24 protein-coding genes are annotated in these 25,757 nt (G+C 41.3%); 5 read left to right on the forward strand and 19 right to left on the reverse strand.

What is annotated here, in order from left to right; all coding sequences use genetic code 11:
- Positions 1–152 precede the first annotated feature (152 nt).
- The 5 genes from AC1TO8_RS18145 to AC1TO8_RS18165 form a co-directional block, all read right to left on the reverse strand.
- Positions 153–572 carry a hypothetical protein gene (locus AC1TO8_RS18145; protein ID WP_482057033.1) on the reverse strand — a complete coding sequence of 140 codons (420 nt, stop codon included), beginning with the start codon at positions 570–572 and terminating at the stop codon, positions 153–155.
- 155 nt (positions 573–727) lie between these two features.
- On the reverse strand, positions 728–2,227 hold the full coding sequence (gene rlmD / locus AC1TO8_RS18150; RefSeq protein WP_482057034.1) for a 23S rRNA (uracil(1939)-C(5))-methyltransferase RlmD: 1,500 nt from the start codon (positions 2,225–2,227) through the stop codon (positions 728–730).
- A gap of 27 nt (positions 2,228–2,254) precedes the next feature.
- The gene (locus AC1TO8_RS18155; RefSeq protein WP_482057035.1) at positions 2,255–3,142 is read right to left on the reverse strand and encodes a diacylglycerol kinase; all 888 of its coding nucleotides are present in this window, start codon (positions 3,140–3,142) and stop codon (positions 2,255–2,257) included.
- Between the two features lie 18 nt (positions 3,143–3,160).
- Complete coding sequence (locus tag AC1TO8_RS18160) at positions 3,161–3,931, reverse strand: sirohydrochlorin chelatase (protein ID WP_482057036.1); 771 nt, start codon at positions 3,929–3,931, stop codon at positions 3,161–3,163.
- Positions 3,932–3,935: 4 nt separating this feature from the next.
- Positions 3,936–4,226, reverse strand: coding sequence for a YerC/YecD family TrpR-related protein (locus AC1TO8_RS18165; RefSeq protein WP_482057037.1), 291 nt, complete (start codon positions 4,224–4,226; stop codon positions 3,936–3,938).
- Between the two features lie 255 nt (positions 4,227–4,481).
- Between AC1TO8_RS18165 and AC1TO8_RS18170 the strand changes: the two genes are divergently transcribed.
- On the forward strand, positions 4,482–5,063 hold the full coding sequence (locus AC1TO8_RS18170; protein ID WP_482057038.1) for a tyrosine protein kinase: 582 nt from the start codon (positions 4,482–4,484) through the stop codon (positions 5,061–5,063).
- A 72-nt stretch (positions 5,064–5,135) separates the two neighbouring features.
- On the opposite strand, the gene corA is transcribed toward AC1TO8_RS18170, so the two are convergent.
- The 4 genes from corA to AC1TO8_RS18190 form a co-directional block, all read right to left on the reverse strand.
- Entirely contained in the window at positions 5,136–6,095 is a 960-nt protein-coding gene (corA, locus tag AC1TO8_RS18175) for a magnesium/cobalt transporter CorA (RefSeq protein WP_482057079.1), read from the reverse strand.
- A 76-nt stretch (positions 6,096–6,171) separates the two neighbouring features.
- Entirely contained in the window at positions 6,172–7,161 is a 990-nt protein-coding gene (locus tag AC1TO8_RS18180) for an inorganic phosphate transporter (RefSeq protein WP_482057039.1), read from the reverse strand.
- A 13-nt stretch (positions 7,162–7,174) separates the two neighbouring features.
- Complete coding sequence (locus AC1TO8_RS18185) at positions 7,175–7,789, reverse strand: DUF47 domain-containing protein (RefSeq protein WP_482057040.1); 615 nt, start codon at positions 7,787–7,789, stop codon at positions 7,175–7,177.
- Positions 7,790–7,987: 198 nt separating this feature from the next.
- Positions 7,988–9,061 carry a DUF3048 domain-containing protein gene (locus AC1TO8_RS18190; RefSeq protein ID WP_482057041.1) on the reverse strand — a complete coding sequence of 358 codons (1,074 nt, stop codon included), beginning with the start codon at positions 9,059–9,061 and terminating at the stop codon, positions 7,988–7,990.
- 248 nt (positions 9,062–9,309) lie between these two features.
- Here AC1TO8_RS18190 and AC1TO8_RS18195 point away from each other — a divergent pair, with 248 nt between their 5' ends.
- A complete protein-coding gene (locus AC1TO8_RS18195) occupies positions 9,310–9,840 on the forward strand; it encodes a DoxX family protein (protein WP_482057042.1) in 531 nt (176 codons plus the stop codon).
- 83 nt (positions 9,841–9,923) lie between these two features.
- Here AC1TO8_RS18195 and AC1TO8_RS18200 read toward each other — a convergent pair whose 3' ends face one another.
- The 3 genes from AC1TO8_RS18200 to mgtE all read right to left on the reverse strand — a co-directional run bounded on the left by AC1TO8_RS18200 (position 9,924) and on the right by mgtE (position 13,070).
- Positions 9,924–10,715, reverse strand: coding sequence for a DODA-type extradiol aromatic ring-opening family dioxygenase (locus AC1TO8_RS18200; RefSeq protein WP_482057043.1), 792 nt, complete (start codon positions 10,713–10,715; stop codon positions 9,924–9,926).
- Between the two features lie 91 nt (positions 10,716–10,806).
- Positions 10,807–11,637: an alpha/beta hydrolase gene (locus AC1TO8_RS18205; protein WP_482057044.1), complete on the reverse strand. Its 831-nt coding sequence runs from the start codon at positions 11,635–11,637 to the stop codon at positions 10,807–10,809.
- A gap of 98 nt (positions 11,638–11,735) precedes the next feature.
- Positions 11,736–13,070, reverse strand: coding sequence for a magnesium transporter (mgtE, locus tag AC1TO8_RS18210; protein ID WP_482057045.1), 1,335 nt, complete (start codon positions 13,068–13,070; stop codon positions 11,736–11,738).
- A 177-nt stretch (positions 13,071–13,247) separates the two neighbouring features.
- Here mgtE and AC1TO8_RS18215 point away from each other — a divergent pair, with 177 nt between their 5' ends.
- On the forward strand, positions 13,248–13,910 hold the full coding sequence (locus AC1TO8_RS18215; RefSeq protein WP_482057046.1) for a DUF1129 family protein: 663 nt from the start codon (positions 13,248–13,250) through the stop codon (positions 13,908–13,910).
- A 7-nt stretch (positions 13,911–13,917) separates the two neighbouring features.
- Positions 13,918–14,883, forward strand: a complete 966-nt coding sequence (locus AC1TO8_RS18220) for a hypothetical protein (RefSeq protein WP_482057047.1) — start codon at positions 13,918–13,920, stop codon at positions 14,881–14,883.
- 183 nt (positions 14,884–15,066) lie between these two features.
- Here the strand turns inward: AC1TO8_RS18220 and AC1TO8_RS18225 are convergent, their stop codons facing one another.
- The 5 genes from AC1TO8_RS18225 to uxaC all read right to left on the reverse strand — a co-directional run bounded on the left by AC1TO8_RS18225 (position 15,067) and on the right by uxaC (position 21,708).
- On the reverse strand, positions 15,067–15,960 hold the full coding sequence (locus tag AC1TO8_RS18225; protein ID WP_482057048.1) for a DMT family transporter: 894 nt from the start codon (positions 15,958–15,960) through the stop codon (positions 15,067–15,069).
- 102 nt (positions 15,961–16,062) lie between these two features.
- Positions 16,063–17,553: a UxaA family hydrolase gene (locus AC1TO8_RS18230; protein WP_482057049.1), complete on the reverse strand. Its 1,491-nt coding sequence runs from the start codon at positions 17,551–17,553 to the stop codon at positions 16,063–16,065.
- Positions 17,554–17,566: 13 nt separating this feature from the next.
- Positions 17,567–19,030 (reverse strand): tagaturonate reductase, encoded by a 1,464-nt coding sequence (locus AC1TO8_RS18235; protein ID WP_482057050.1) that lies wholly within the window; start codon positions 19,028–19,030, stop codon positions 17,567–17,569.
- Between the two features lie 223 nt (positions 19,031–19,253).
- The gene (locus tag AC1TO8_RS18240; RefSeq protein WP_482057051.1) at positions 19,254–20,252 is read right to left on the reverse strand and encodes a LacI family DNA-binding transcriptional regulator; all 999 of its coding nucleotides are present in this window, start codon (positions 20,250–20,252) and stop codon (positions 19,254–19,256) included.
- Positions 20,253–20,319: 67 nt separating this feature from the next.
- Entirely contained in the window at positions 20,320–21,708 is a 1,389-nt protein-coding gene (uxaC, locus tag AC1TO8_RS18245; RefSeq protein ID WP_482057052.1) for a glucuronate isomerase, read from the reverse strand.
- Between the two features lie 299 nt (positions 21,709–22,007).
- Between uxaC and AC1TO8_RS18250 the strand changes: the two genes are divergently transcribed.
- Positions 22,008–23,513, forward strand: a complete 1,506-nt coding sequence (locus tag AC1TO8_RS18250) for an aminotransferase class V-fold PLP-dependent enzyme (protein ID WP_482057053.1) — start codon at positions 22,008–22,010, stop codon at positions 23,511–23,513.
- A gap of 107 nt (positions 23,514–23,620) precedes the next feature.
- Here the strand turns inward: AC1TO8_RS18250 and ilvA are convergent, their stop codons facing one another.
- Positions 23,621–24,895 (reverse strand): threonine ammonia-lyase IlvA, encoded by a 1,275-nt coding sequence (ilvA, locus tag AC1TO8_RS18255; protein WP_482057054.1) that lies wholly within the window; start codon positions 24,893–24,895, stop codon positions 23,621–23,623.
- Between the two features lie 117 nt (positions 24,896–25,012).
- Positions 25,013–25,618, reverse strand: coding sequence for an alpha/beta hydrolase (locus AC1TO8_RS18260; RefSeq protein WP_482057055.1), 606 nt, complete (start codon positions 25,616–25,618; stop codon positions 25,013–25,015).
- Between the last annotated feature and the right edge of the window lie 139 nt (positions 25,619–25,757).

The raw sequence follows: 25,757 nt of genomic DNA on the forward strand, positions 1-25,757 counted from the left end.
ATATCATTAATTTGTTCTTCTGTTCGAGAACAACCTTACCGTCTGTTCCTCTATCCTGCCAGTTAGCTGAGCGGATTTCCAGCAATGCAACACAAGCGATGGATCGCATCCACCGTTGTGCTATCGTACTTCGTTAGCACAATGATAACTAACTACTTAAAATAGTCTATGATCTCATCTGGCAGTTTGCTCTCAATATGAGGAAGTCCAAAGTGCCCATCCTTTTCCATAACCCCATAGTTATACCCTAACGAATTATCACCTATAAACAGAACTGTGTACTCAGGTCCCTTTTCGAATTGAAATTCATTGTGTGGTCCTTGCTGGTTGAATAAGAGGCGAAAAGAGTTTAAATCCTCTCCAATCAGTTCACGTAGTAACAAATTACCCCTAAATATTTTGATTTGGTTAACTTGTTGATTTTCAATCTTGGGATAATGGGATTTCCCGTCTTCATCGTGTAGTACATAGATTAGATAACCAGAGATATTAGTTACTAAGCCAGCATTTTCATTGTCGGCTTTAACTGCAATTACATCATGTTCAGGGAAAATAAAACCTCCTGACAACAAAGATGACGCACAGGATCAACAATTCCTGGCGTCATCTTTATGTTCTTTTAGGTTGTTCTCCGATCAATTTTTACATCAATGCACTTTTTAGTCGTCTGTACTACCGATATTGATGATACTGTTCTACAGACTAAAACCCAGCATTTATAAGGGGCTCAACATTCTGTATTATTCTTTATCAGCAGCGCCACCGACTCCACATGCACCGTATGCGGGAACATATCCACCGGCTGCACCTCAACTGTGCGGTAGCCGCCATCCTCAAGCACTCTCAAATCCCTCGCTAACGTCGAGGGATTACAACTCACATATACAACTCGCTCCGGCTGCATCGCTAGGATCGTCTCCAATAATCGTGGATCGCAGCCCTTGCGCGGTGGATCGACGACGATCACGTCAGGCGTGATGCCTTGCTCTTTCCAGCGTGGAATAACGTCCTCGGATGCACCCACTTCAAACTCCACATTGCTCATGCCGTTCAATTCAGCATTGGCCCGAGCATCTTCGATGGCTTCAGGAACAATCTCTACCCCATAGACTTGCTTCGCATGCTGAGCTAAGAATAGTGATATCGTACCAATTCCACAGTAAGCATCTATCACGGTTTCTGCGCCAGTTAATCCTGCATACTCTAAGGTCTTTCCGTACAACACTTCGGTCTGCGCTGGGTTCACTTGATAGAAAGAGCGTGCAGAGATGGCAAATTTAACATCACCGATATAATCATAGATGACTTCATTTCCCCACAGCACGCTTGTCTTATCACCGAAAATGACGTTCGTCTGTTTGGAATTGATATTATGACAGATACTAGTTACAGCTGGCATAGCCTTTGTAATCTCAGTAATCCAAGACTCTACGTTTGGAATTTTCGCACCATTTGTCACTAATACGACCATCATTTCTCCGGTACGAAAGGCTACTCTGACAACGACGTGGCGAAGCAGGCCTTGCCCTGTTTCTTCATCGTACGCTGTGATGCCGAGCTTACGGCCGATAGCTTTAATATGGGAGACGATCTCATCATTGTTCTCATGCTGTATAAGACATGCTTCCATGTCGACAATTCGGTGACTTCCTCGTGCATAGAAACCACCTACAAGCCCTCCCTCGAATTCTCCGATAGGCACTTGGGCTTTATTACGGTAACGCCAAGGATCATCCATTCCAAGCGTAGGTAACACTGTAATCCCTTGCTCAGCGTTTTCCCCACTAATTCCCTGCCCGGCACTTTCCCTACTCTCCCCTTCACCTAGCACATCCAATTTTCCAATGCGCACTAGGTTGTCCATTACTAACTGGCGCTTCCACGCCAATTGTGCTGTATAGTCCATATGTTGCAGCTGACAGCCGCCACATTGGTCATAGATCGGACAAGGCGCCTCCATGCGATCTGGGCTCTGAACAACGATTTCCACAAGCTTGGCATAGCCATATTGCTTCTTCGTCTTCAACACTTTCACACGAACTTTTTCTCCTGGGAGCGCACCCTGCACAAAAAGGGTATAGCCTTCTGTCCGGCCTACCCCTTCCCCGTCATGGTTCATACCAATGATGTCAATCAAGACTTCATCATTCTTGGATACCGGTAATCCGATCAATGGAACTGGATTGCTCCGACGATCAGATTGCCGACCGCCACGGTTTCTTCTCATGATGCTATATTCACTTCTTTCCTTAACTTACGATTTCGCGAAAATCTGTAAGTGATGTTTGAGATTTTCAAATGTTCCAGGTAGAGTACCACCGAGTTCTCCATCAAGATTGAGCAACACTTCACCAGGTGAAGTAACTTCCATATAATCCGTTTGGAAATGAATCACTTTCTTGTCTTTAAGATGTTCTCCACGGATCGCCATACTGACGACACGAACGAATTCAGGCAACGTACAGTTCTTTAGTGCAATCACATCAAAAAGACCATCATCAATACGAGCACTAGGTGCTAGCAACTCAAAGCCACCTACAGAATTCGTATTAGCAATCAAGAACAGCATGAATTCATCATGAAGATTGTCTTGCCCATTCGCTTTAATGATGAGTTCCTGGGGGGACAAACGTACCATCTTCTCAATCCCTTTAAGATAATAAGCCAGTTGTCCGATTAATGTCTTCAGCTTGCTTGGTACATCATATGTTAATTCTGTAAGTGTTCCTCCACCTGCAATATTAATGAAATAACGATCATTTGCTTTACCTACATCGATTGGTCTTGTCTCTTGTTTAATAATCAGATCACAATATTCTTCCCAGTTCTTAGAAATTCCAAGACCTCGAGCGAAATCGTTCGTCGTTCCGAGCGGAAATAAACCAAGCGGTGGAAGATTCTCTTTTCCCGCCATACCATTGACCACTTCATACAACGTACCATCACCACCTGCGGCAATGATCAGATCATACCCTCGTTCTATGGAGTCCGCAGCTTCACGAGTAGCATCTCCCTCACCCGTCGTAGCATGGACCGAAGTCTCAATACCACCTTGGTCAAGCCGTTCTAGTATATCAGCCAGTCTTCTTTTCATTTCCTCTCGTCCAGAGGTCGGATTATAAATCAACCTTGCTCTCTTCATACAAGAAACCACCTGTTTTCAATATTTAATCATTTGTAACATAGCATAAATCTGTTTACCTATCCAATGAGTTAATAATGGATGTGGCAATAGCGCTTCACCAGAATAGCGATATTGAAATCCATCAAGTCGCTTCGGTATCACATTTTGAGTGAAATATCCTTCACTTAAAAAGAGTGGAAATACAATCACTTCATATCCTCGTTCATTTTGCCAATACGCCATTCTTTCCTTTACAGAATCCGGGTTCAACAGCGCGTAATCTACGGCAGCTGCATCACTAATTCGTTGTAATTTAGCAGTTAGTGATGATATTCCCAGTTCCCAGCGTTGGCGAAATTGATCATAAATACTTCCATGTCCTATGAGGAGAATCACTTTCTGATCATGTTCTGTGAATTGATATTGTACCTTATCCCATATCATCTGAGCAACATCGTCATCATCATCCATCGGAATACCATAATGTATATTCGCTTGAATATGAAAAGGAGCAAGGTCGGTATCGCAATCTGCCATCTCTTTCGCCCCTAGTGCGTAAGCAATTTCATCAACATGGGTACTTCCCGAAGATACAAATAGTGGAATGACCACGATGTCAGTCACACCTTGTTCTTCAAGGTGATTTATTCCATCCTGAATCAACCTACCGTCTACTAACTCCAAGAACGAAACCGCCACAGGAATAGGATCCTGTAGCGGTAATTGATTCACTGCTTCATCCACTAGTTCTACCCAGGATGATTCCCTCGAACCATGGCTAATAATTAATATACCAGGACTCTTCATGTTGTTACCGCCCTAAACGTTCCAATGACATTTTATAACCATCATTACCATAATTCAAACAACGCTTCACACGGGAGATTGTAGCTGTACTAGCACCCGTCTCTGCCTCTATTTGATTATATGTCGATCCTTTTCCTAACATACGTGCCACTTCCAGTCGCTGAGAAAGTGATTGCATTTCATTCACTGTGCACAGATCATCGAAGAAGACATAACATTCTTCTATATTTTTAAGAGTTAATATTGCTTCAAATAATTGATCCACGTTCTTGTCATTGAGCTTCTTTAATTGCACCACTAATCATCCCCTACTATTACTATGTAATCCCATTGTACTTTAGTCGGTACGATCTTTTCAAGCATTAACGATTTCACGTATTAAAGTAAATTGACAATTTCATCACATAACATGATTTATCTAAGCATTTTCCTTCTATAGGCTTACGCCCGTTTCCGCTCCTATCCCGTATTACCCAGGCATTCGTCCATACTTTATGTTCGCCTATCACATACAGTGTTGTAAACCAATCTGAAAAGGATAGTGATAATCATGGCAGAGCACTACCATCGTAATTCTCCGAACAACCAGCGTTCACTCGGTCCTTTCTCTTCGCCTTCATCTAACAATTCATACCCTGGAATTAATTCCTCAGGAGATGTTCCACAGCTTGGATCCTCCGGGTTAACACCATATCAAGGGGGTGGGCTGAACGAATTAGGTGCGGCTGAATTGATTGATCCCGTGGCAACGGCAACTACGACATTATTACCTGTTGCGGAAACTGCTGCCAAAGCAGGTGGATTCTCTCTTGCTAGTTTAGGTGAACTCAAAGGTGTGATCGATAGAATGGGAGGTGTTGACGGGATTGTCAGCTCCATGGGAAAGTTCCAGAAAGTCATGGCTGGTGTCCAACAAATGGCTCCTATGATCAAACTCATGATGGGCTCCTTCGGAAAAGGGAAGTCCAAAAGTACTTCCTTAGAGGGCGATGACTTATACTACACTCCCCCCAAACGTCGACGCAAGAAGTCATCTTCTACTAATAAACAGAAACAGATATCACGCCGTAAATCCACAAACACCACCAAGCCCACGCAGATCAAGAAACGTTCAACCTACAAAAAGAAATAAAGTCATCCTGTCTTATATACACTCCATCATATATTCCAGGAAGGGTGCCGCATTTATACAACAGCACTCTTCCTATTTAAACCAGCCACGTCGAATGAACCACATCACCATGCCACCGCCAAGCAAGAACATCATCGCCATCACGATAGCATAACCATATTTCCAGTTAAGTTCCGGCATATTAATGAAATTCATTCCGTAAATCCCTGCAATTAAAGTCAAAGGCATGAAGATGACCGTAATGACGGTGAGTGTCTTCATAATAGCATTCATTCGATTGGAATTGAGCGAGATATAGCTATCACGCAAATCAGCCGTCATTTCGCGATCAGCCTCAATCATGTCGGTTAGCTTGATCAAATGATCATAAATATCGGCAAAATACACCGTGTGCTCTCCACTATTCTTTATATGCTGAGAATTAATAATTCGATACATCAGGTCCCGCATCGGAACTATGGTCCGTCGAAGCTTTAATAATCTTCCTCGTAAGTCAAACACTTGCTTCATCAATTCTTCAACAGATTCATTACTTCCTTGATTCTCAAGCTCAGCCAACTCATCTTCTATACTGTAGAGCGATGGAAAATAACGATCTACCATCATATCAATCAGGGTATATGCGCAACCAACCGGGCCACGGGACCATATTATACGCTCATGGGCATGCTCAATAACTTGGGACCATGCATCGTCAATTTCAGACAGCTGTCGATGGTGAAAGGAAACCAGTAGATTATGATCTAGAAATAGGTCCACCTCCTCAACCTTTAACGTATCTGGATTCAGCGCATGGAGAACAAGAAATTGTAAATCATCATAAAAGTCCAGCTTCGGCCGTTGCAGTACATGCATACAATCCTCGATAGCTAGTGGATGGAAATGAAAATACGTATCTAGTAGTAACGCTTCCTTTGGTGTAGGAGAACTGAAATCCGTCCAGATCCATAGATAATCATCCATATGGATTTCTTCTAATGGTATCCCAATCTTTACTTCATGTGAGTGTGTAATGGCAAGTGTCCTAATCATCATTTATCCTTTCTGGTACAATCCCCGTGTATTTAAATAGAAAAAAAGCCAACCTTCGGCGATTGGCCTTCATCATTTAGAATAAGATTTTAAATATCAAACCAGCGAGCAGACCCGAAATTGGAATCGTAATAAACCAAGTTATAACGATCCTTCCCGCAAGTGACCATTTCACTTCAGATACCCGCTTCGCACTTCCAACACCTAATAAAGCTGATGTAATGGCATGTGTTGTACTAACAGGCATGTGAAGGACCGTCGCTGTTAATATGACAGAAGCTCCAGTCATATCCGCGGCAAAACCATTAATCGGTTCGATTTTGAAGATTTTAGTTCCCATCGTCTTAATAATTTTCCATCCACCAACGGAAGTACCTAACGCCATGGCGGTTGCTGCAGATATCTTAACCCATAGCGGTACCTCAAATGTGTCAAGCCTTCCTGATGTGACTAGAGCAAATGTGATAATCCCCATCGCCTTCTGCGCATCATTCGTTCCGTGTGTAAATGATTGCAGGGCTGCTGTCATTATCTGCATTGTGCGGAATCCCTTATTCACCGTGTGCGGACTCCTATTCGCAAATATCCATTTCAAGACTGTCATAAAGATATAACCAACAACGAATGCAATTAATGGGGAGAAGATGAGTACCATTACGATACCAATAAATCCTTCCCAATTCACTTGGCTAGATCCAGCTCCTACGAGTACTGCCCCTGCTAATGCACCAATTAACGCATGTGACGAGGATGATGGAATACCGAACCACCACGTCACCAAATTCCAGATGATAGCGGCAAGTAGAGTCGCAATGATTACCTGTAGCCCGTTATCGAGCATTGCAGGGTCAGCTACGCTCCCCCCAATAGTCTTGGCTACACCGGTAAACATCATTGCTCCGACGAAGTTCATACACGCAGCCATAATAATAGCAACTCTTGGTTTCAATGCACGGGTGGATACAGATGTTGCAATAGCGTTGGCTGTATCATGGAACCCATTAATAAAGTCAAATGCTAGAGCGAGAAAAATGACGATACCTAACACAAATAATGATGTTTCCATGTTCGTAAACCCCTTAAGAATTGCTCATAATAATTGATTCCAACATATTAGCCACGTCTTCACAAGTATCTGTAGTTTGCTCTAGACGTTCATAAATTTCTTTCTTCTTAATCAGTTGAATAGGATCACTAACGGTTGCGAACAAGTTCTTGATACAAATTCGAAGGAGGTCATCCCCTTGATTCTCTAGATCGTTCAAACGAATGGTGTATTCTCGAATAGCAAGCAACTTCTTGTGAGATAGCAAGTGAATAGCCTTCTGTATTTCATAAGCGCACTGACGTAATATCTCTGCAAACTGCACAATATACTCGTCCGGCGCATCAAGATTATACATATAGAATCGGGAAGCTGTAGCTTCTAATCCATCTATTACATCGTCTAGGCTAGATGTGAGCGCCAAGATATCATCTCGATCAATCGGTGTAATAAATGTTTTGTTGAGTTCTATTATAATGATATGTGTAAACTCATCACACTCCGACTCATACTTTTTCATTTGAGTTGCAAATGCATTGACATCTTTGAAATTCGCAACATTCTCAGCAAAATAATCAGCAGCTTGTACAATCTTATCTGCCATGTTCTCCATCGTTTCAAAAAAAATGTCCTTCTTCTTCAATCTCATTTGATTACCCCTTTACAGAAATATTGTCATAATTTCATCTGCCCAATTCAATTGACAACCTTGTTATTCTACCACAATCTGAATCTCTTTTGTGTAATCAAATTAGGTTCTTTTTACATAGTTCATCATTATATTTTACAAAAGTATATTTTTTGTGATGAAATGAAATTTATTATGACAAATTTTGAATATTTCACATCATTCTAAAGAAGGATTCGACACCGTCACATGACCCTCAAACGAAGGATCATTAGGTACAATATTTATGTAAGTCGTTCCCGGAACCAATGGAATCTCTTGCTCACCCTGCACGAATCGAATAACATCATCTTTGCGATGAATCCAATTCGCCTTTATCATCTGCCCACGTTGGAATATTAGCGCTTCGCCACCTTGATTGATATCAACTGAAATCCTTCCGACATCATCAAGCACACGATGATCCGCCCCCATTACGATCACATTAGTCGCTTCAAGTTGCAAATTGGTCGTTAGGTCTATATGTGATTTACTATTTATGAATCGTTTGTAGACTTTACCATCCACATCGTATTCATAGGAAACCATATAGCTTTTCTGTAGGAAGGTAACATCCACTTTTTCTGCGTTCTCACCTGCTATAACCTCATCCTCTGCCCTAAATGGATAGGTTGGTATCGTTACATCTTGAGCATAATTCAATTTCTCTCCGCCTGCTCGTAGCTTGTCCGTATCCGAGTATAAATTATGCGGTGCTTTACGGCTTTTATCTCTCCAAAAAAAGGAACCTGCTTTCCCGATCTCATCTAGATCATCTTTCTTTTGCTTCTGTAAGATCGAATAGGCTTCAGGACTTCCACCTGCATGCACAAGTAATCCATTATATAGCTCCCCTATTTCAATAAGATAAGGTCTGATACTTCGTATTGGACCAACCGTAACGGCATCATTGTTACTCTGGAAGATAGCAACGAGTCTTGTGATTCCTCCTTCTGCAAGCACTTCATAGACGATATCCGCTTTACTCAATCCAGATTGTGGTCTAGCTGCCGGAGCATTGTTAATCATCACCGCAATCGGTCGTGCGTTGGAGGGTTCCTCTATAGGTAGCCCCGTAAGCAGAGCTGTGTGTTGATTGATAGGCCCAACTTCCACTATTGGTTCAACTTCTTCTACTACTGGAGATGGATCAGGTAATAGCATCTCTACTTCCTCTTTCGAATTCGAACAGGATGAAAGAATAAATAGCATGAGTACGATGCTTAGAATTTGCTTAATTTTCAATTGGTTCATGTGATGATTATTCCTCCTTGTATAATAAGTCTATCGTTCCTACTATTTAATCATATTAAATGCTACTTGTCTGTCAACATCTTCTAATATTGATGAATCATTTAATCTTATATTTAATATTCTTAAAATATAGTTTAAATTTGTGATTTAAATCACAACTATATGTGAATCGTTTCACTTATACTAAGGATATCAAAGATGATTATCTTTCACAGACACATAACTATACACTGAGGAGTGAGTATCAAATGTTTAATCATACACTAAGAACTAATAAATTTGTTGCATGGATCCTTACATTCGTCCGTATTTATCTAGGTTATCAATGGTTTACCGGTGGTATTCATAAATTAATCAGTGGCTTCGACTCGGGCGGCTTCCTACAAGGTGCTATTGCAAAGAGTACTGGTGATAACCCTAGCGTTCAAGCTTGGTGGGGCGCATTCTTGGAACATGCCGCATTACCAGGTGTAAATTTCTTCAATATACTTATTCCATTAGGTGAAACATTAGTAGGACTGGGGCTAATTCTTGGAATGTTCACTACATTCGCTGCACTAATGGCCATGGTCATGAATTCGGCCTTCTTATTATCGGGAACAGTAAGCACCAACGTTCAAATGTTATTAATGGAAATGTTCATCGTCGTTTCCGCCGCTAATGGTGGGCGTATCGGGCTAGACCGTTGGGTAATCCCGTATATCCGTAGCTTATTCCACAATGAGAATAAGACACCATCAACACAGATTCCTCATCTAAGATCCAAAAGTGCTATGTAAATGATAGAAGAAGAGCAGGACTTATCATAAGTCCTGCTCTTCTTCTATTTAATGTTATGCATCTATCGGTCTGAGTTAAGTCATTACGAATCTGATACAGAGCCGAACATCCAGCAGTTTAGACTGAGATTCCCGTATTGATAGTCTTGAAATAGTCGTCTGGCCTTACGTTCATCATCTGCTGCACCCATCGCATAAAAGAGCGGAATGAAATGCTCTACACCATAATGAGGAACGGCTTGATCAACATGAGGTGCCTTATGTTGATATTCGAATAAAGACTTCAAGTTCCATTGTTCTAGCTGTTCAGCGATCCAATTATCAAACTCAACGGCCCAATCATCTGGCTGTTCCGCTTTATTGAGTTTCCTTAAGTTATGGACAAGCCCACCACTTGCGATGATTAGTACACCTTCCTTGCGAAGTTCCGTAAGCATCGCGCCAATATGATATTGTTCCTTCGGTGATCGCTTTGAATCTACAGATAGTTCTACGACTGGAATATTAGCATCTGGATACATCTTCTGCAGAATAACCCAAGCTCCATGGTCAAGTCCACGCCCTTGTACAGGTACATAATTCAAATTATTTCTCTTGAAAATATTAACGATTTCTTTGTTCAGTTCGAGATCCCCAGCTACAGGATAAGTAAGCTTGTACATTTCCTCTGGAAATCCGTAGAAATCATGCATCGTACTGTGCTTGTCATCTACAGTCATAGACTGATCTGGTGTATCCCAATGTGCTGAGAATAGCACGATAGCCTTTGGTGTCATCAATTGGCGACTTAGTTCTTGCAAAAAGTGGGTATATTCGTGCTCTTCCAATGCTAGCATTGGTGAGCCGTGAGCTACAAATAGAGAAGGTAATGTCATCGATGTCAACCTCCATACACTAGTATACGTTGCTACTCACTATTTTACAGCTTATGGGGGTATCTTGACAATATTTATTACCTATAAAATGCTAAATCGTCCAATTATGCCATTCTTGTTGATTTTTCTCTTGTTGATTTAACCAATCTTTCGTCCGCTGAAGTAATATTTCACGATGTGATCCTGAGGAGAAGGTATGATCCGCTTGAAAAATAATTTCTTTATCACAGCTACCTTCTGATCGCATCCAGAATATTTTCTGAAATAGGAATGCATAATCTACAGGAATCGAATCATCCGAAGTCCCATGTATAATTAACACATTTCCATTAAAGTTACTTGCCTGTTGAAAAGGTTGGAACGGCGCAAGTGATTCAAAAAAGTCAGGGCTCAATTCATATCCTAAATAGTCAGATTTACCTGTCTTAACCGCTGTATCATACACTTCTCGACCCGTTATTTTGACAATATCATTGAAAGGGTAACCAACAGCCGCCCATAAAACGAGATTGTTAACTCTACGATCACGTCCCGCAGTCAGTATCGCAACTGCCCCACCTAAGCTATGTCCAATTAAGGTAACACGTGTTGGGTCAACATCAGCACAAGCCAGAGCATAATCAAGTACGGTACGAGTCTGATCAATCATGGATTCTAAGCCTTCTTCACCATAATCGCCCGTGCTTTCTCCGCAACCGATATAATCAAATCGAACAACCATATATCCTTCTCCTGCCATATCACGTGCAGTCTTCACGAATAAACGATCCACACCGATACGATTCCCTACGAATCCATGGCATATGACAATAAGAGGTACTCGTTCTTTGCCTCGTCCTTCTGTCTTCGATATTGAAGATGGATAATGAATATTCGCTGTTAACTCCTCTTCTTTATGCTTAATAATAATGTGACGTTCCATATCGTATTCCCCCTCAACTCTATATATATCAACAAATCCGATAAGTTTAGTGTGTATTAGTTGATTTATTGTAACATCGCGAAAAAGGGAATGTCAATCTATAGATTTAATATTAGTTTAGCAACAGTGAAGTAGATGACTAGACCTGTTCCATCCACTAACGTAGTAATTAGTGGTCCGGAAATGACTGCAGGATCCGCCTTCAATTTGTGTAAGATGAGTGGTAGAATAGCTGCGACCAACGAGGCCCATAATACGATCAGCATGGCTGTTATACCCACAACATACCCAATATTCGATTCTACCCCGAGCATCGATGCCCGCAGAAATGCAATAATTGAAATGGTGGCCCCAGTCATGAATGCAGCGCTAAATTCCTTCCTGATTACTTTAAACATATCCCGGAAGGCTACTTCTCCAACAGCGAGCGCTCGTACCAATGTGGATACCGTCTGAGTTCCCGTATTTCCTCCTGTACCAATTAACAATGGAATAAAGAATGCCAATGATATGACTTCCGATAGCGTTGCTTCATAGTGCCTTAATACAGAACCCGTATAGGCTTCAGCAACAAACAATATCAATAGCCATACAATCCGCTTCTTGTATAAATGAAACACCGAAGTTTTTAGGTAAGCATTTTCTAATGGCTGGCTTCCACCTAATTTTTGAATATCTTCCGTTGCTTCTTCTTGCATAACATCAATTAAGTCATCCACTGTGATTGCTCCAATAAGCCGGTTTTGGGTGTCCACAACTGGGAGCGCAACCAAATCATATCGCGATAAAAGTTCTGCCGCTTCCTCTTGCTCCATCGTAGCAGGTACAGAAATGGCATCATCCATAACTTCCAACAATTGCGTTTTAGGTTCTGCTAAGATGATTTTTTTCAATGAAACTACACCTAGAAGCTCACCTTTAACCCCTGTCACATAAATATAAGCCATAATTTCAGCTTGGTTCCCAACTTTTCGGATATGCGCCAATGTCGATTCAATGGTCCAAATATTACTCGCTGCAATATAATCAATCGTAGCCAAACTTCCCGCAGTCTGCTCGGGATATGTCATTAATGTCTGAACTTTCTGACGATAATCCTCTGGAAGTAAATCGAGTAACTTCACTGCCTGATATCGATGTATAGCCAACATCATATCCACTACTACGTCGCCAGACATCTCGTTCAGCACCTCAGAAGTCAAACTTCCCTCCAGATGATATAGAATTTGATATTGGAGTAAAGGCTCCAAATACTCCAGTATTTCAGCAGACACTCCTGGTGGAAGTAGCTTCACTAATTTGAGTTGTTCTTCTCTATTCAATTGTTCTAAACACTCTGCCAAATCAATCGGTCTGAACATTCCCACGAATGCTAATACTGAATGTTTATTAGACCCCGTAATCATATTCCGCATTTCCTGTAAATTGATCATATAACGTACCCCTTTATGGTGATGATGATACCTTATCATTCTTATAATGATATCTCTATTACCCATACCTGGCAAAGCATCGAGGATCATACAGCAATTACTTACATCCATATCGACTCATTATATTGCAAACGATCTTCAGAATTCCTATACTTGAACTAGATGGGGGAGTTTACAATGACAATTAAAAATATGATTAAAGAAAACAATAAATTAAGAGAACAAATGACAGCTGACAATAGAGATTACTACGAAGACATCGTGGTCTACTTCCGAAGTAGCCAGGCAGATCGGACTCAAAGCGAACAATTGCTGTTGAAATTAGCACATCAAGTGCTAGATGCGCAACAAAAAGGCATAACCGCACGTCAGTTATTAGGAGATGATGCGGAGGATTATAGCCGTACCCAAGTCGCTACTCTTGTTAAAAGAAAGACGATCACCGGCATTCGATACTATATAATGATTCCTTGGGTAGCATTGACGATGTTCTTCTTCATGGAAGCTTTAGTAGGCTTTACTGCACAATGGCTTGGGGGAACGATGACTACCTTTAATCAAATCAGTCTCTTTTCACTCATTATTATTGCCCTTGGTTCCATTCTGTTAATCGAAGCGGTTACAAACTTACTGAATAGAGGGAATGCAGAGGAATCAAATGCGAAGCCAACAATAAATGTGAAGACCATCGGTATATTCGTTGCTGTCATGGTAGTGATCTTGATGATTGGTTACCTGGTTGGAAATCTCTTGCCAGTCTTCACTGTTCAGCCATGGGCTAGTCTTCTTATTGCTTTCATAGGTTTACTGGGATGGATTGTTCTATTTAAAAGGAGGTAATAACCTAATGCAAATTAAATCCTTTACAATTTCTGCTGCTATTCTTGCTCTACTAGTTACCACACAAGCCTCGGGAACCGTAGCTGTGAATGCTTCAAGTGAGCTATCAACCGCCAACGCATCTAACAATACCGTTGCCATCGCGCCATCTTCGATTGTTACGAACCGTGCCGATCATGTATACAATACGTTTTTGAAGTTAGTACAACAACCTAATAAACTCAAGGCGTCCCATACTTTTCTCAAGTCTCATATTTATGAAGTTAACTCTTATCAGGCGACTCTGATGACGCTTCGACTTGAGAATGCTCAACGGGCAGGACTTGAAGCATGGAGTGATAAATTCTTTGTAGGATCCATCCAGGAGAACATTGCAAAGTTGTATAAGCAGAATGACACTTTCGCCACACTAATGGCACGAACTACAGATTCAACCTTACGTACACTATTTCAAGGTGCACAAGATAGCGGATTTAAACTTGAGACCGCAGAAGGAAACTTCTTTCCAGTCATTGACTATGAAGGATTCGCGAAATACCATCCCTATGTCATGAAGGATATTAAGAGCTACATCGATATCATGGCGGTCGAGTCTGCTAATCCACCAGCCAAGGATGCTGCTCTTATCATTAGCTGGAATGAGATCAGTCAGCGTGCTTTGTCACAAGAAACATTTGTAAATTTGTATCCCAACTCTAATCGAACAAAACAGGTTGAGGACTTATATCAGCAATATGTCATCAATACAGTCTATGGACAGAACAATACGCCACTATTTGATTATGAATCCAAAACAATGAATCCCGAAGCCAAAGCTGCCTATTTATCTCTGCTCACTAAGCAGGGACCTACAAATATCGGTTATTTAAGGAAACTTCAAACCTACATGGATGTTCTGAAAGATAACAACTATAAGCTAAATGCTACCGTTGAGAAATTTCGTAAGGATAGCTTTCCATTGTTGGATTTCTAACTCCAAGATAAGTTCTTGATAAAAATATGCGTGGGATATAGCTACGATGACGGAATTGTCCTGAAGAAGCGATAGCGCTCGCCCACAAGCTTTGCCCTCTGATTTCAACCGCTGTGCGGTATATAATCAAGAAATCGGAGGGCAACAGCGATCGGAAGGACGAACCGTCATCATAGCGGCATCCTACATCAATGTGTTTAGTCCCTTCGGTTTACGACTCGCTATGAAAACTCCAAAGAGAATAATCATTAATCCGACCAATAACGTCCATTTTATATGTTCATTCAATAAAGTATAACCCCAGATAATAGCCGTGCAAGGAACGAGATACGTCACCATCATTGCAAACTCAGGGCTTCCTTTTTGAATCATGAAATAGAATAGGATATACGCGATCCCTGATCCAAACACACCTAACCCAATAATCATTAGAATATTTGAACCCGAAGCAAGCTTAGATAAAGAAATTCCCTCCGTAGCGAAAGCCATACTTCCACTTGCTATCATCGTGCATAGCAAAGTTCCAAAGGTCACCTGATACATCGAATACCCTTTTGTAAGAATATTCTTAGATAGCTGCGATCCAATCGCATAACAAATTGCTGCTGCAACCATACATGCTAATCCAAACACATCCATCGAAATGAGCGTTGTAGGATTGATATCCAGTAATACAATAATTCCTAGCGTTGCGATCCCTACTCCTAGCCACTGTCTCCTATTAGATACAGACCCGAAAAATAAAACACCCACAATAATAGTCCACACCGGAGTCGTAGTATTCAATACCGATGCCATGCTACTTGGTAAGCGTGTCTCACCCAATCCAATGAGTGCCCATGGAAAGGCTGTATTGATCAAGGCCATTACTGTCATGGGAATCCATGAGATGCTACGCAAGCCAAATGGCTTCTTTAACAGGAGCATTATGAATACGATGGTGAGCAAGCCCGCTCCAGATCTCAGAAAGGCAATACCCCAGGGACCGAAATCCTGAAGAAGCATTTTGATGAAATAGAACGAACCGCCCCATATGAGACTAAGTACTATAAGTGCTAAATATACAAGACGTGACACCCTTACTCCTTCTTTCTCTCATGCTGAAATATGAAACTCTGCATCTCAATATACCACATACTTCGATACAGATAACATGCATAAGAGACACCTAGCCGATACTTACAATGTTACTCCCGATTTAAAAATAGCAATTTCCCTGAAATCATTCTTCTCATTATTCACCAATTCGCCACTTGCAATCGAAATAATATACTGTACGAAGTCTTCCAATACTTCATCAGGTGTAGCATCCTCGACAAGTGTTCCCGCATTGAAATCGATCCAATGACTCTTCTGATGATATATCGCTGTATTGGTGGATATTTTGACGGTGGGAACGAAAGTACCAAATGGGGTTCCTCTTCCCGTCGTGAACAATACGAGCTGACATCCTGCTGAGGCTAATGCTGAAGATGCAACGAGATCATTACCTGGAGCACTCAGAAGGTTTAGCCCTTTCGTCTGCAGAGTCTCACCGTATTTCAATACATCCATAACCATGGAAGTTCCCGCTTTTTGTGTGCACCCCAGTGACTTATCTTCCAAAGTCGTAATCCCGCCCGCTTTATTTCCCGGGGAAGGATTCTCATAGACTGGCTGCTTATACTCCATGAAGTATTCTTTAAAGTCATTAATTAGTGCCACAATTTTATGAAACACCGGCTCGTTCGCTGCTCGCTCCATCAACAAAGTCTCTGCCCCGAACATTTCTGGCACTTCAGTTAAGACCGTCGTTCCTCCCTGTGCCACAAGAAAATCTGACAACTGACCTAGTAATGGATTCGCTGTAATACCAGAGAAGCCATCAGAACCTCCACATTTCAAGCCAATCGCAAGCTCCGATAATGGAACATCCTCCCTTAGATCTGCCTTAGCTGCCATATAGATTTCATGAAGTAGCTTAACCCCTTCCTCAATCTCATTCGATACATCTTGGGATACTAGAAACTTCACACGATCCGTATCAACCTGGCCTAATGACTCTTTGAATGATTGCATCTCATTATTCTCACAGCCTAGGCCAAGAACTAATACACCACCCGCATTCGGATGTTGAACTGCATTTTGGAGTATAGTACTTGTATTAACATGATCATCACCAAGCTGAGAACAACCATAATTATGCTTAAGGACCAACGTATTATCGAAAGGAGATATGTCGCCAACCTCCTTCATGAACCTTTTCAGAATCCCCTCAGCCACGCCGTTTACACAACCGACTGTCGGTACAATCCACAGTTCATTCCGAATACCCACCTTACCATTGAGGCGCCGATATCCTTTGAAGGTCAGGTTCCTCATTTCAAAAGGATTCTCATTCCAACGTGGGGAATATTCATATTCCTCGATCCCCTGAAGATTCGTCTTCGTGTTATGAGTATGAACCCATTCGCCGACTTCGATCATCGCTGTCGCATGTCCAATGGGGGAACCATATTTTACGACGTCTTGACGTGGTTCGATCGAGGTAATCGCAAATTTATGGCCACGAACAACTTTTTCTTTCACAACAATCATCTGATCGCCGACCTCAACCTGTTCACCTTCATGCAATTCTCTCAATGCCACCGCCACATTATCATTCACATTAATTCTCATAGTTTCCTTCATCTATGGCCACCCCTTATTCCTGCATTAGTAATAGTAACGATTCTTTCATCCCTAATTGGTTCATATTTACAACATATCTCCACACTGCATGACTTAATCCAGGAACGGTGTTCAGGTCCATTTCCCAGTGTGTCTTATTTCCAAGTGCGCTCATTACAACTTGCTCAAGGCCAACAATCGAACCATCCCATGCACCCCACAGAGCTTCATAAAATTCTAGAATAGGGGCATCATCTGACACTTCATATGTCTCTTCCCCTCTTTTTCCTTGATAAAACATGATGAGAGCTGCGAGCGAGAATGCTAATTTAGCTGGAATTTCAGAGGTTCTATTCACGTACTCTAAAAGTGATGGTAGGTTTCTTGTTTTGAATTTAGATATCGAATTAAGTGATATACTCATCAGATAATGTTGGACAAAAGGATTACGGAATCTTTCAATAACAGCTTCGGCAAAAGACTCTAACTCTTCTCGTGGTAGATCAAGTGTCGGTATGATCTCCTTCTCAAGCATTTGCCTTACGTACTCTCCAACAACCTCATGATCGATAGACTCCCCTACGGTGTCCAGTCCATATAGATAAGCTACAGGCATCATCCCTGTATGTGCACCATTCAGTATTCTCACCTTCCGTGTCCGATATGGCGCCATATCATCAACAACAAGCACATTTAGTCCTGCAGCCTCTGCCGGGAATTCTTCCTTTATCCATTGCGGTCCTTCAATAACCCATAGATGAAATTGTTCACCAACGACAACGAGACTGTCTTCATACCCTAACTCTTCCGTAATTTCAGCAATTGAATCTTTCGGGTATCCAGGTACAATTCGATCCACTAGACTTGAACAGAATGTGTTGCATTCTTCGATCCAATCCACGAACTTTTGCTCAAGCTTCCATAGTGCTGCATATTGCAGAACAATCTTCTTCAGCTTATCTCCGTTACGATCAATCAATTCACAGGGGATAATGATCAGACCTTTACTCTCATTCCCTTTGAATTCAACATATCGTTGATAAAGGAATGCCGTCAGCTTTCCAGGAAAACTGTTCTGTGGTTGATCCGTAAGCTTATCGTTAGGATCATAGGCAATCCCCGCTTCCGTCGTATTGGAGACGATGAATCGAAGTTCAGGGCTAGAGGCCAATGCCATATATGCTGAATGATCCGTGTATGGATTGATTCCCCTACTGATGCTATTGATAACATCGTATTCCTTCACAGCTATTCCATCCTTCATCCCTTGTAAGTAAAGCGTATAAAGCCCATCCTGCTCATTCAGCTTATCGACAAGTCCTTCCGCTAATGGCTGGACGACAACGACGCTTCCATTGAATCCAGCCTCTCGATTCATAACATCCACCATCCAATCCACAAATGCTCTAAGAAAATTACCTTCGCCGAACTGTACTACTTTCGTTGGATAAGTTGCACCATCGCTATGAGACCATGTATTTCGATTGATAGTTTGCATATTCATTCCTCCATTCAATTATTTACCTGCATATATTTATAGTTATGTGCACACGTTAACAATTTTTGTAATCAAGCTAACAATGATCTGTACTCCAATCGTAGTTGTGATTTATTTCACATTTCGAACCAATCTTGGTGCAGTTTGCAGAATTGATGTCTCTCCTACAAACTGCACACTAAAACTTATCTTTTGCTAATCCTTAACACGATATCACCTATGATTACCTCTTCTTAACTGAATCGCGGATTTTCAGTTCCGTCTCGACAAATATGAGCTCTCCTAGCTTATTCGGTTCATTGATCAACTGAAGTATTTTCTTCGCACCTTCAATGCTAATCTGCTCTATAGGTCTCTTCACTGTCGTTAATGCAGGTGTCATATAGTGCGCAAATCCAATATCATCGAATCCAACGATAGAAAGTTCATTAGGAATGTTAATGCCATGATCAAAAGCTGCCCTCATAGCACCAATAGCCATATCATCGTTAGAACAGAATACCGCCGTAGGACGTGACTCTAGTTCGATTAACCGCTCCAGTGCTTGATATCCACTCTCCATATCATAGCTACCCTGTAGCAGATACTCATGACGAATCGGAATTCGGTGCTCAATGAGAGCACTCAGATATCCATCTTTCCGAACCTGAGTTGATTTAAAACCTTCTATCCCTTCAATCATCGCGATCCGTTCATGTCCCTGTGTAATCAGATACGATACCGCCTCATACGCGCCTACTTTATCATTTGGCACAATATTAATAATCGAAGGGTCCTCCACCTGGCGATTCAGGACGACAAAAGGAATTCCACTCTGCATCACATGATATACAAATGCGTTATCCACTTCACTTTGACTCATCAGAATAATACCATCAAATCTTTTTTTGTTAATGGAATGGAAATCCTTATAGTTATCGATCCCTCGTACGAACAAATTGTAATTCTCACTGATGACACTGTTCACTCCACGAATTACATCTGCGAAGAAGCTGGAGGATGTCCCCGTCGTAATACTGGTGAAAAATACGCCCACGGTGTACGATTTCTGCATAACCAAACTTCTGGCATTGTAATCGGGAATATAGTTCAACTGCTCCGCAAGGTCCACGATCTTCCTTTTGGTTTCTGCTTTAATAAGCGGGCTATCGTTGAGTGCGCGTGATACAGTAGTGTGCGATACATTGGCCAGTTTGGCTATATCTTTAATCGTTACGGACATATGAGTACCTTCCTTTATTAGAGGTTATTCAAAAAGTCGACTTTTTGAACACGCACTATTAGAACAATTAGAATGCAAAGTAATCCTTCGCGTTCTTGTATGAAATCCCTTCTACAATGGAGCCTAATAGTGCCATATCATGTGGTACTTCTCCTTCTTCGACCCATTCTCCGATCAAACGACATACTAGACGTCTGAAGTATTCATGTCGCGTATAGGATAGGAAGCTTCGCGAATCCGTCAACATACCTACGAAACGACTCAATAAGCCCAAGTTAGATAATACTTTCATTTGATCAAGCATACCTTCTTTATTATCATTGAACCACCATGCTGTTCCGAATTGAATTTTCCCAGCAACTCCACCACCTTGGAAGTTTCCAATAATACCAGCAATAACGTAGTTATCTCTTGGATTCAGTGAATATAGAATCGTCTTCGGCAATGCATTCGCTTGCTCTAATCCATCTAGGAATTTCGCCAACGGTTTCGCAATATCGTTATCATTCATGGAATCATAGCCCGTATCAGGTCCTAATTCATTTAACATACGCGTATTATTGTTTCTCAGCGCGTTCATATGCAACTGCATTACCCAACCGAGTTCAGCGTATAACTTACCGAGGAACGTAAGTGTATAGGTCTTATATTTACTCTCATCTTCCAGTGTCAAGACTTCACCCTTTAGAGCCTTGGCAAAAATAGTACCAGCTTCTTCTCTCGTAGACTCTTCATACACTACGGTATCTAACGCATGGTCAGATACTCGACCTCCTGTGGAATGGAAGAATCTAACCCGAGCTTCCAACGCCTGCAACAGCGTCTCATAATCTCTAATAGCTGATCCGTAGGTAGTAGACAATTTATCCACCCATGGTAGAAAGCCTTCTCGGCAAATTTCAAGTCCCTTATCGGGTCTAAAGCTAGGTAGAACGCTTACATTGAAATCATCTAGTTGCTTAATTTGCTGATGATATTCTAATGTATCGGCTGGGTCATCTGTTGTACAGATAACAGTAACATTCGATTTCACAATCAAATCTCTAGCACTAAATCCATCACCCGTCAGTTGGGCATTCACCTTTTCCCATATTGCAGGTGCGCTCTGTTCGTTCAGTACCTCATGAACTCCAAAGAAACGTTGTAATTCTAAATGTGTCCAGTTATAGAGTGGATTTCCGATGAGCATTGGTACTGTCTTTGCCCAAGAGATAAACTTGTCATAATCACTAGCGTTACCCGTAATATATTGTTCTGGAACGCCGTTTGCTCTCATGGCTCTCCACTTATAGTGATCACCGTACAACCATGCTTCCGTAATATTTCTAAATTTCTTATTCTCATAGATTTCTTGTGGGCTTAAATGGCAATGATAGTCGATAATCGGCATATCCTTTGCATAATCCTCATACAATTGGACCGCAGTCTCTGTCGTTAATAGAAAATCTTCTCCCATAAACTTTTTCAATACATTCACCATCTCTTCTTAATGAATTTGTGTACATAAAGATGAACAGATTAGATTGAATACCAGAAATGTTAACGTTAACATTTTATAATTACAGTGTATCGTATTTCACTAGGTAAATTCAATATGTATTTTCGCATATGTTAATCCTTCTTGTGTCATACTACTCATATTCCCAAATACTGTATGCGATATTGATATGGATGTAATGATGGGCTTTAACCCATACCTTCCCTCTAACATATACTGATAATAATTCATGTCAAGATATGATGGAGGTAAGACTAGTGCCCAATCTAGATATCAATGATCTCCACGAGGAATTCAGATCATGCTCATTAGAACAACATTTCAATTCATTTCGTAATCATATGATAGGGATAGACCTTTCTTTCCAATCCCCTTATGGGAAAAAGCAACTCATCTATGCGGATTGGGCTGCAAGTGGACGTCTATACGGACCTATTGAATCATGTATCACAGAGCGTTTCGGACCCTATATGGCTAATACACATACGAAGTCTAATATTACAAGCACAACCATGACTAGTGCCTACACGGAAGCACGGAATATAATTAAACGACACGTGAATGCTAGAGAACATGATATTCTTATCATGACCGACGCAGGTATGACATCAGCCGTAAACAAATTACAACGCATATTAGGGCTAAAAACTCCTGAATGGCTTCATGGTCATTTCACCTTATCTGAGGAGAACCGTCCGGTTATCTTTGTTAGTCATATGGAGCATCATTCCAATCAACTTTCATGGTCCGAAACCATTGGGGATGTCGTAAGTATTGACCCAGGAGATCACGGGGACGTGGATCCAATGAAGTTAGAACAAGCATTATTAAAGTATCGCCATCGTACTTGTAAAATAGGTTCCTTCACAGCATGTTCCAATGTGACTGGAATCCAAACACCTTATCATGAGTTGGCACGAAAGATGCATGAGTTCGGCGGAGTATGTTTTGTTGATTTCTCAGCAAGTGCTCCTTACGTCGAAATGAACATGCACCCTTCCTTACCAACTGATCAATTGGATGGCATATTTTTCTCTCCTCATAAGTTTCTGGGTGGCCCCGGGAGTAGCGGCGTCCTCATTTTTAATTCAACATTGTATAAGAACCGAATTCCTGATCATCCCGGAGGTGGGACTGTATCTTTCACTAATGCTTGGGGTGCTCATCAATTTTTTGAGGATATTGAGACACGCGAAGATGGAGGTACACCTCCCATTCTACAAACCATTAGAGCGGCATTATGTATTCGTCTGAAAGAACGTATGGGTTATAAACAACTTATCCAGCGTGAACGTGATTTAACCTCTCGCCTTATGAACGAATTAATCCAAATATCTGGAATATTGGTATTGGAGAGCTCTCAGATGGAACGTATCGGTATTGTGTCTTTTATTGCCCTTAACATTCACTATAACTTGTTCACTAAGCTACTTAATGATCGTTTTGGAATACAGGCTCGTGGAGGTTGCTCCTGTGCGGGTCCTTATGGACACTACTTACTTCATATTAGCCAAAACACCTCTAAGATCATTTCAAATCTACTAGATCAGGGCGATCTAACCTACAAGCCTGGTTGGGTTCGATTATCCATTCATCCTATTATGACCCATCGTGAAATTTATCTCATTATCGCTGCCATTCGCTCCATTGTTGCCAATATCACAAGTTGGAAAGAAGATTACCAGTATGACCCCTCCACCAATGAATGGAACTATAAATATTCATCCCCTCCAGTAGATGTGAGTGAACTATTTACTTTGTAGAGAGGATAACCAAATAGCGTGCACACGGATTTCCCGCATACACGCTATTGATTCGATTATTGAAAACTAGAAATACAAGTTCACAAAGTCGTCTTTTTGAACTTCCTCTAGAATAATAGATTAAATAAGTTCGCATCTTTATTAAGTTCCTTATAATCAAAACCTTTACGGTCTAAGCGTTCAACCAAAGCACCATAATCTTCTTTAGAATCCAATTCAATCCCTACAAGCGCTGGACCATTCTCTTTATTATGCTTCTTCGTGTACTCGAAGTTTGTAATATCATCTCCGGGGCCTAACACATCTTCAAGAAATTCTCGAAGTGCACCAGCACGTTGCGGAAAGTTAATCATGAAATAATGCTTAAGCCCTTCATAAATAAGCGATCTTTCCTTAATTTCCTGCATTCGAGCAATATCATTATTCCCACCACTAATAATACAGACAACTGTTTTGCCTATAATTTGTTCACGATATAACTCTAATGCTGAAACCGTCAATGCTCCTGCTGGTTCTACGACGATCGCGTTCTCATTATACAGTTCTAATATCGTTGTACATACTTTACCTTCAGGCACCTTCACTATATCATCAAGCGAATTAGCACATATCTCATAGGGTAGATCCCCTACACGTTTAACCGCAGCACCATCCACAAATTTATCAATCTCATCTAAAGTCACAACTTCCTTACGTAATAGTGCCTCACTCATCGATGCCGCCCCAAGTGGCTCTACCCCAATCAGCTTCGTCTGAGGACTAACCGCCTTCATATACGAACTTATACCCGCAGCCAGTCCACCACCACCTATGGTCACAAAAATAAAGTCAGCAGCGGTATCTAAGTCCTCCATCACTTCCATAGCAATCGTCCCGTTTCCTGCAATAATACGAGGTTCGTCAAAAGGATGTATGAACGTCATCTCATGTTCTTCACATACCTTCATCGCTGCAGCATAAGCATCATCATACGTATCACCCGTGAGTACTACTTGAACATTCTCACCACCGAATCGTCTCACCTGTTTCACTTTCTGGTTAGGTGTCGTACTCGGCATATAAATCTTCCCTTGAATGCCTAATGTCTTGCAAGAAAAGGCCACACCCTGAGCGTGATTCCCAGCACTTGCACAGACAATCCCTTTCGCTAATTCTTCCTCTGATAGATTACGAATCATATTATAAGCACCACGAATTTTGAAGGAGCGTACCACCTGCAAGTCCTCTCTTTTCAGATATACTTTACAGTTATACTTAGCCGAAAGTACAGCATCCCACTGTAGCGGTGTACGAACAATAACTTCCCGCAGAACATGATGTGCCCGAACGATATCTTCCATCATCACTTGGCTTGGCTTAGTCTTATTTATTAATTCTGTCATCCTTTTCCTCACTCCAATGGTTATATGGCAACGTCCGACGCTGTCTTTTTCTATTTCTTATCTTTCTAGCGTACTCTTTTCAGACGTATTTCTCAAGCGAACCTTAACCCATTAGAATTAGAAATGTTCCCCGAACCATTCGCCAGCGGCAAGTATCTCTGTTCGGGTTAGTTGATGTCCGTTATTCTCCCAGTGAAGTTCCATGATCGCCCCTGCTTCGGTTAATAATGCATGAAGATCTTCAGACTCTTGTGCAGAGCACATCTGATCATTCCGTCCTGCTCCAATGAATACAGGTATCCCTGATAAATTAGGAAGTGACTTACCACGCAAAGGAACCATCGGATGATGCAGAATAGCCCCTTTAAAAGCATCCTCATAATGGAACAATAAGCTAGCGGCGATGTTTGCACCGTTAGAATAGCCCACAGCTACCATGTTATGTCGATCCACTTCATATTTCTCTGCTGCTTCATTTAAGAATTCATACACTTCTCGCGTTCGTAAGACGAGATCTTCTAGATCGAATACTCCTTCCGCCAATCGACGGAAGAATCGTGGCATTCCGTTCTCCAACACATTACCACGAAGACTGAGTATAGATGATTTAGGTGATATCATTTCACCTATCGGTAATAAATCCTGTTCCGTCCCTCCCGTACCATGAAATAAAACGAGTGTAGGTGCAGATGTATCGCTTCCTTGTTTAAAAATATGCTTCATTATATACCCCTCCAATTATATATTCATATCACTAGTTTTATTATTTCAATATTAAGACTATTAATTTAATAATATATCAGTTGGAGATACAATGCAACCATCATGACCACTATTTGAGGATCCCCTTTTCACTTCTTCT

Source organism: Paenibacillus sp. Y859, from assembly GCF_056786405.1.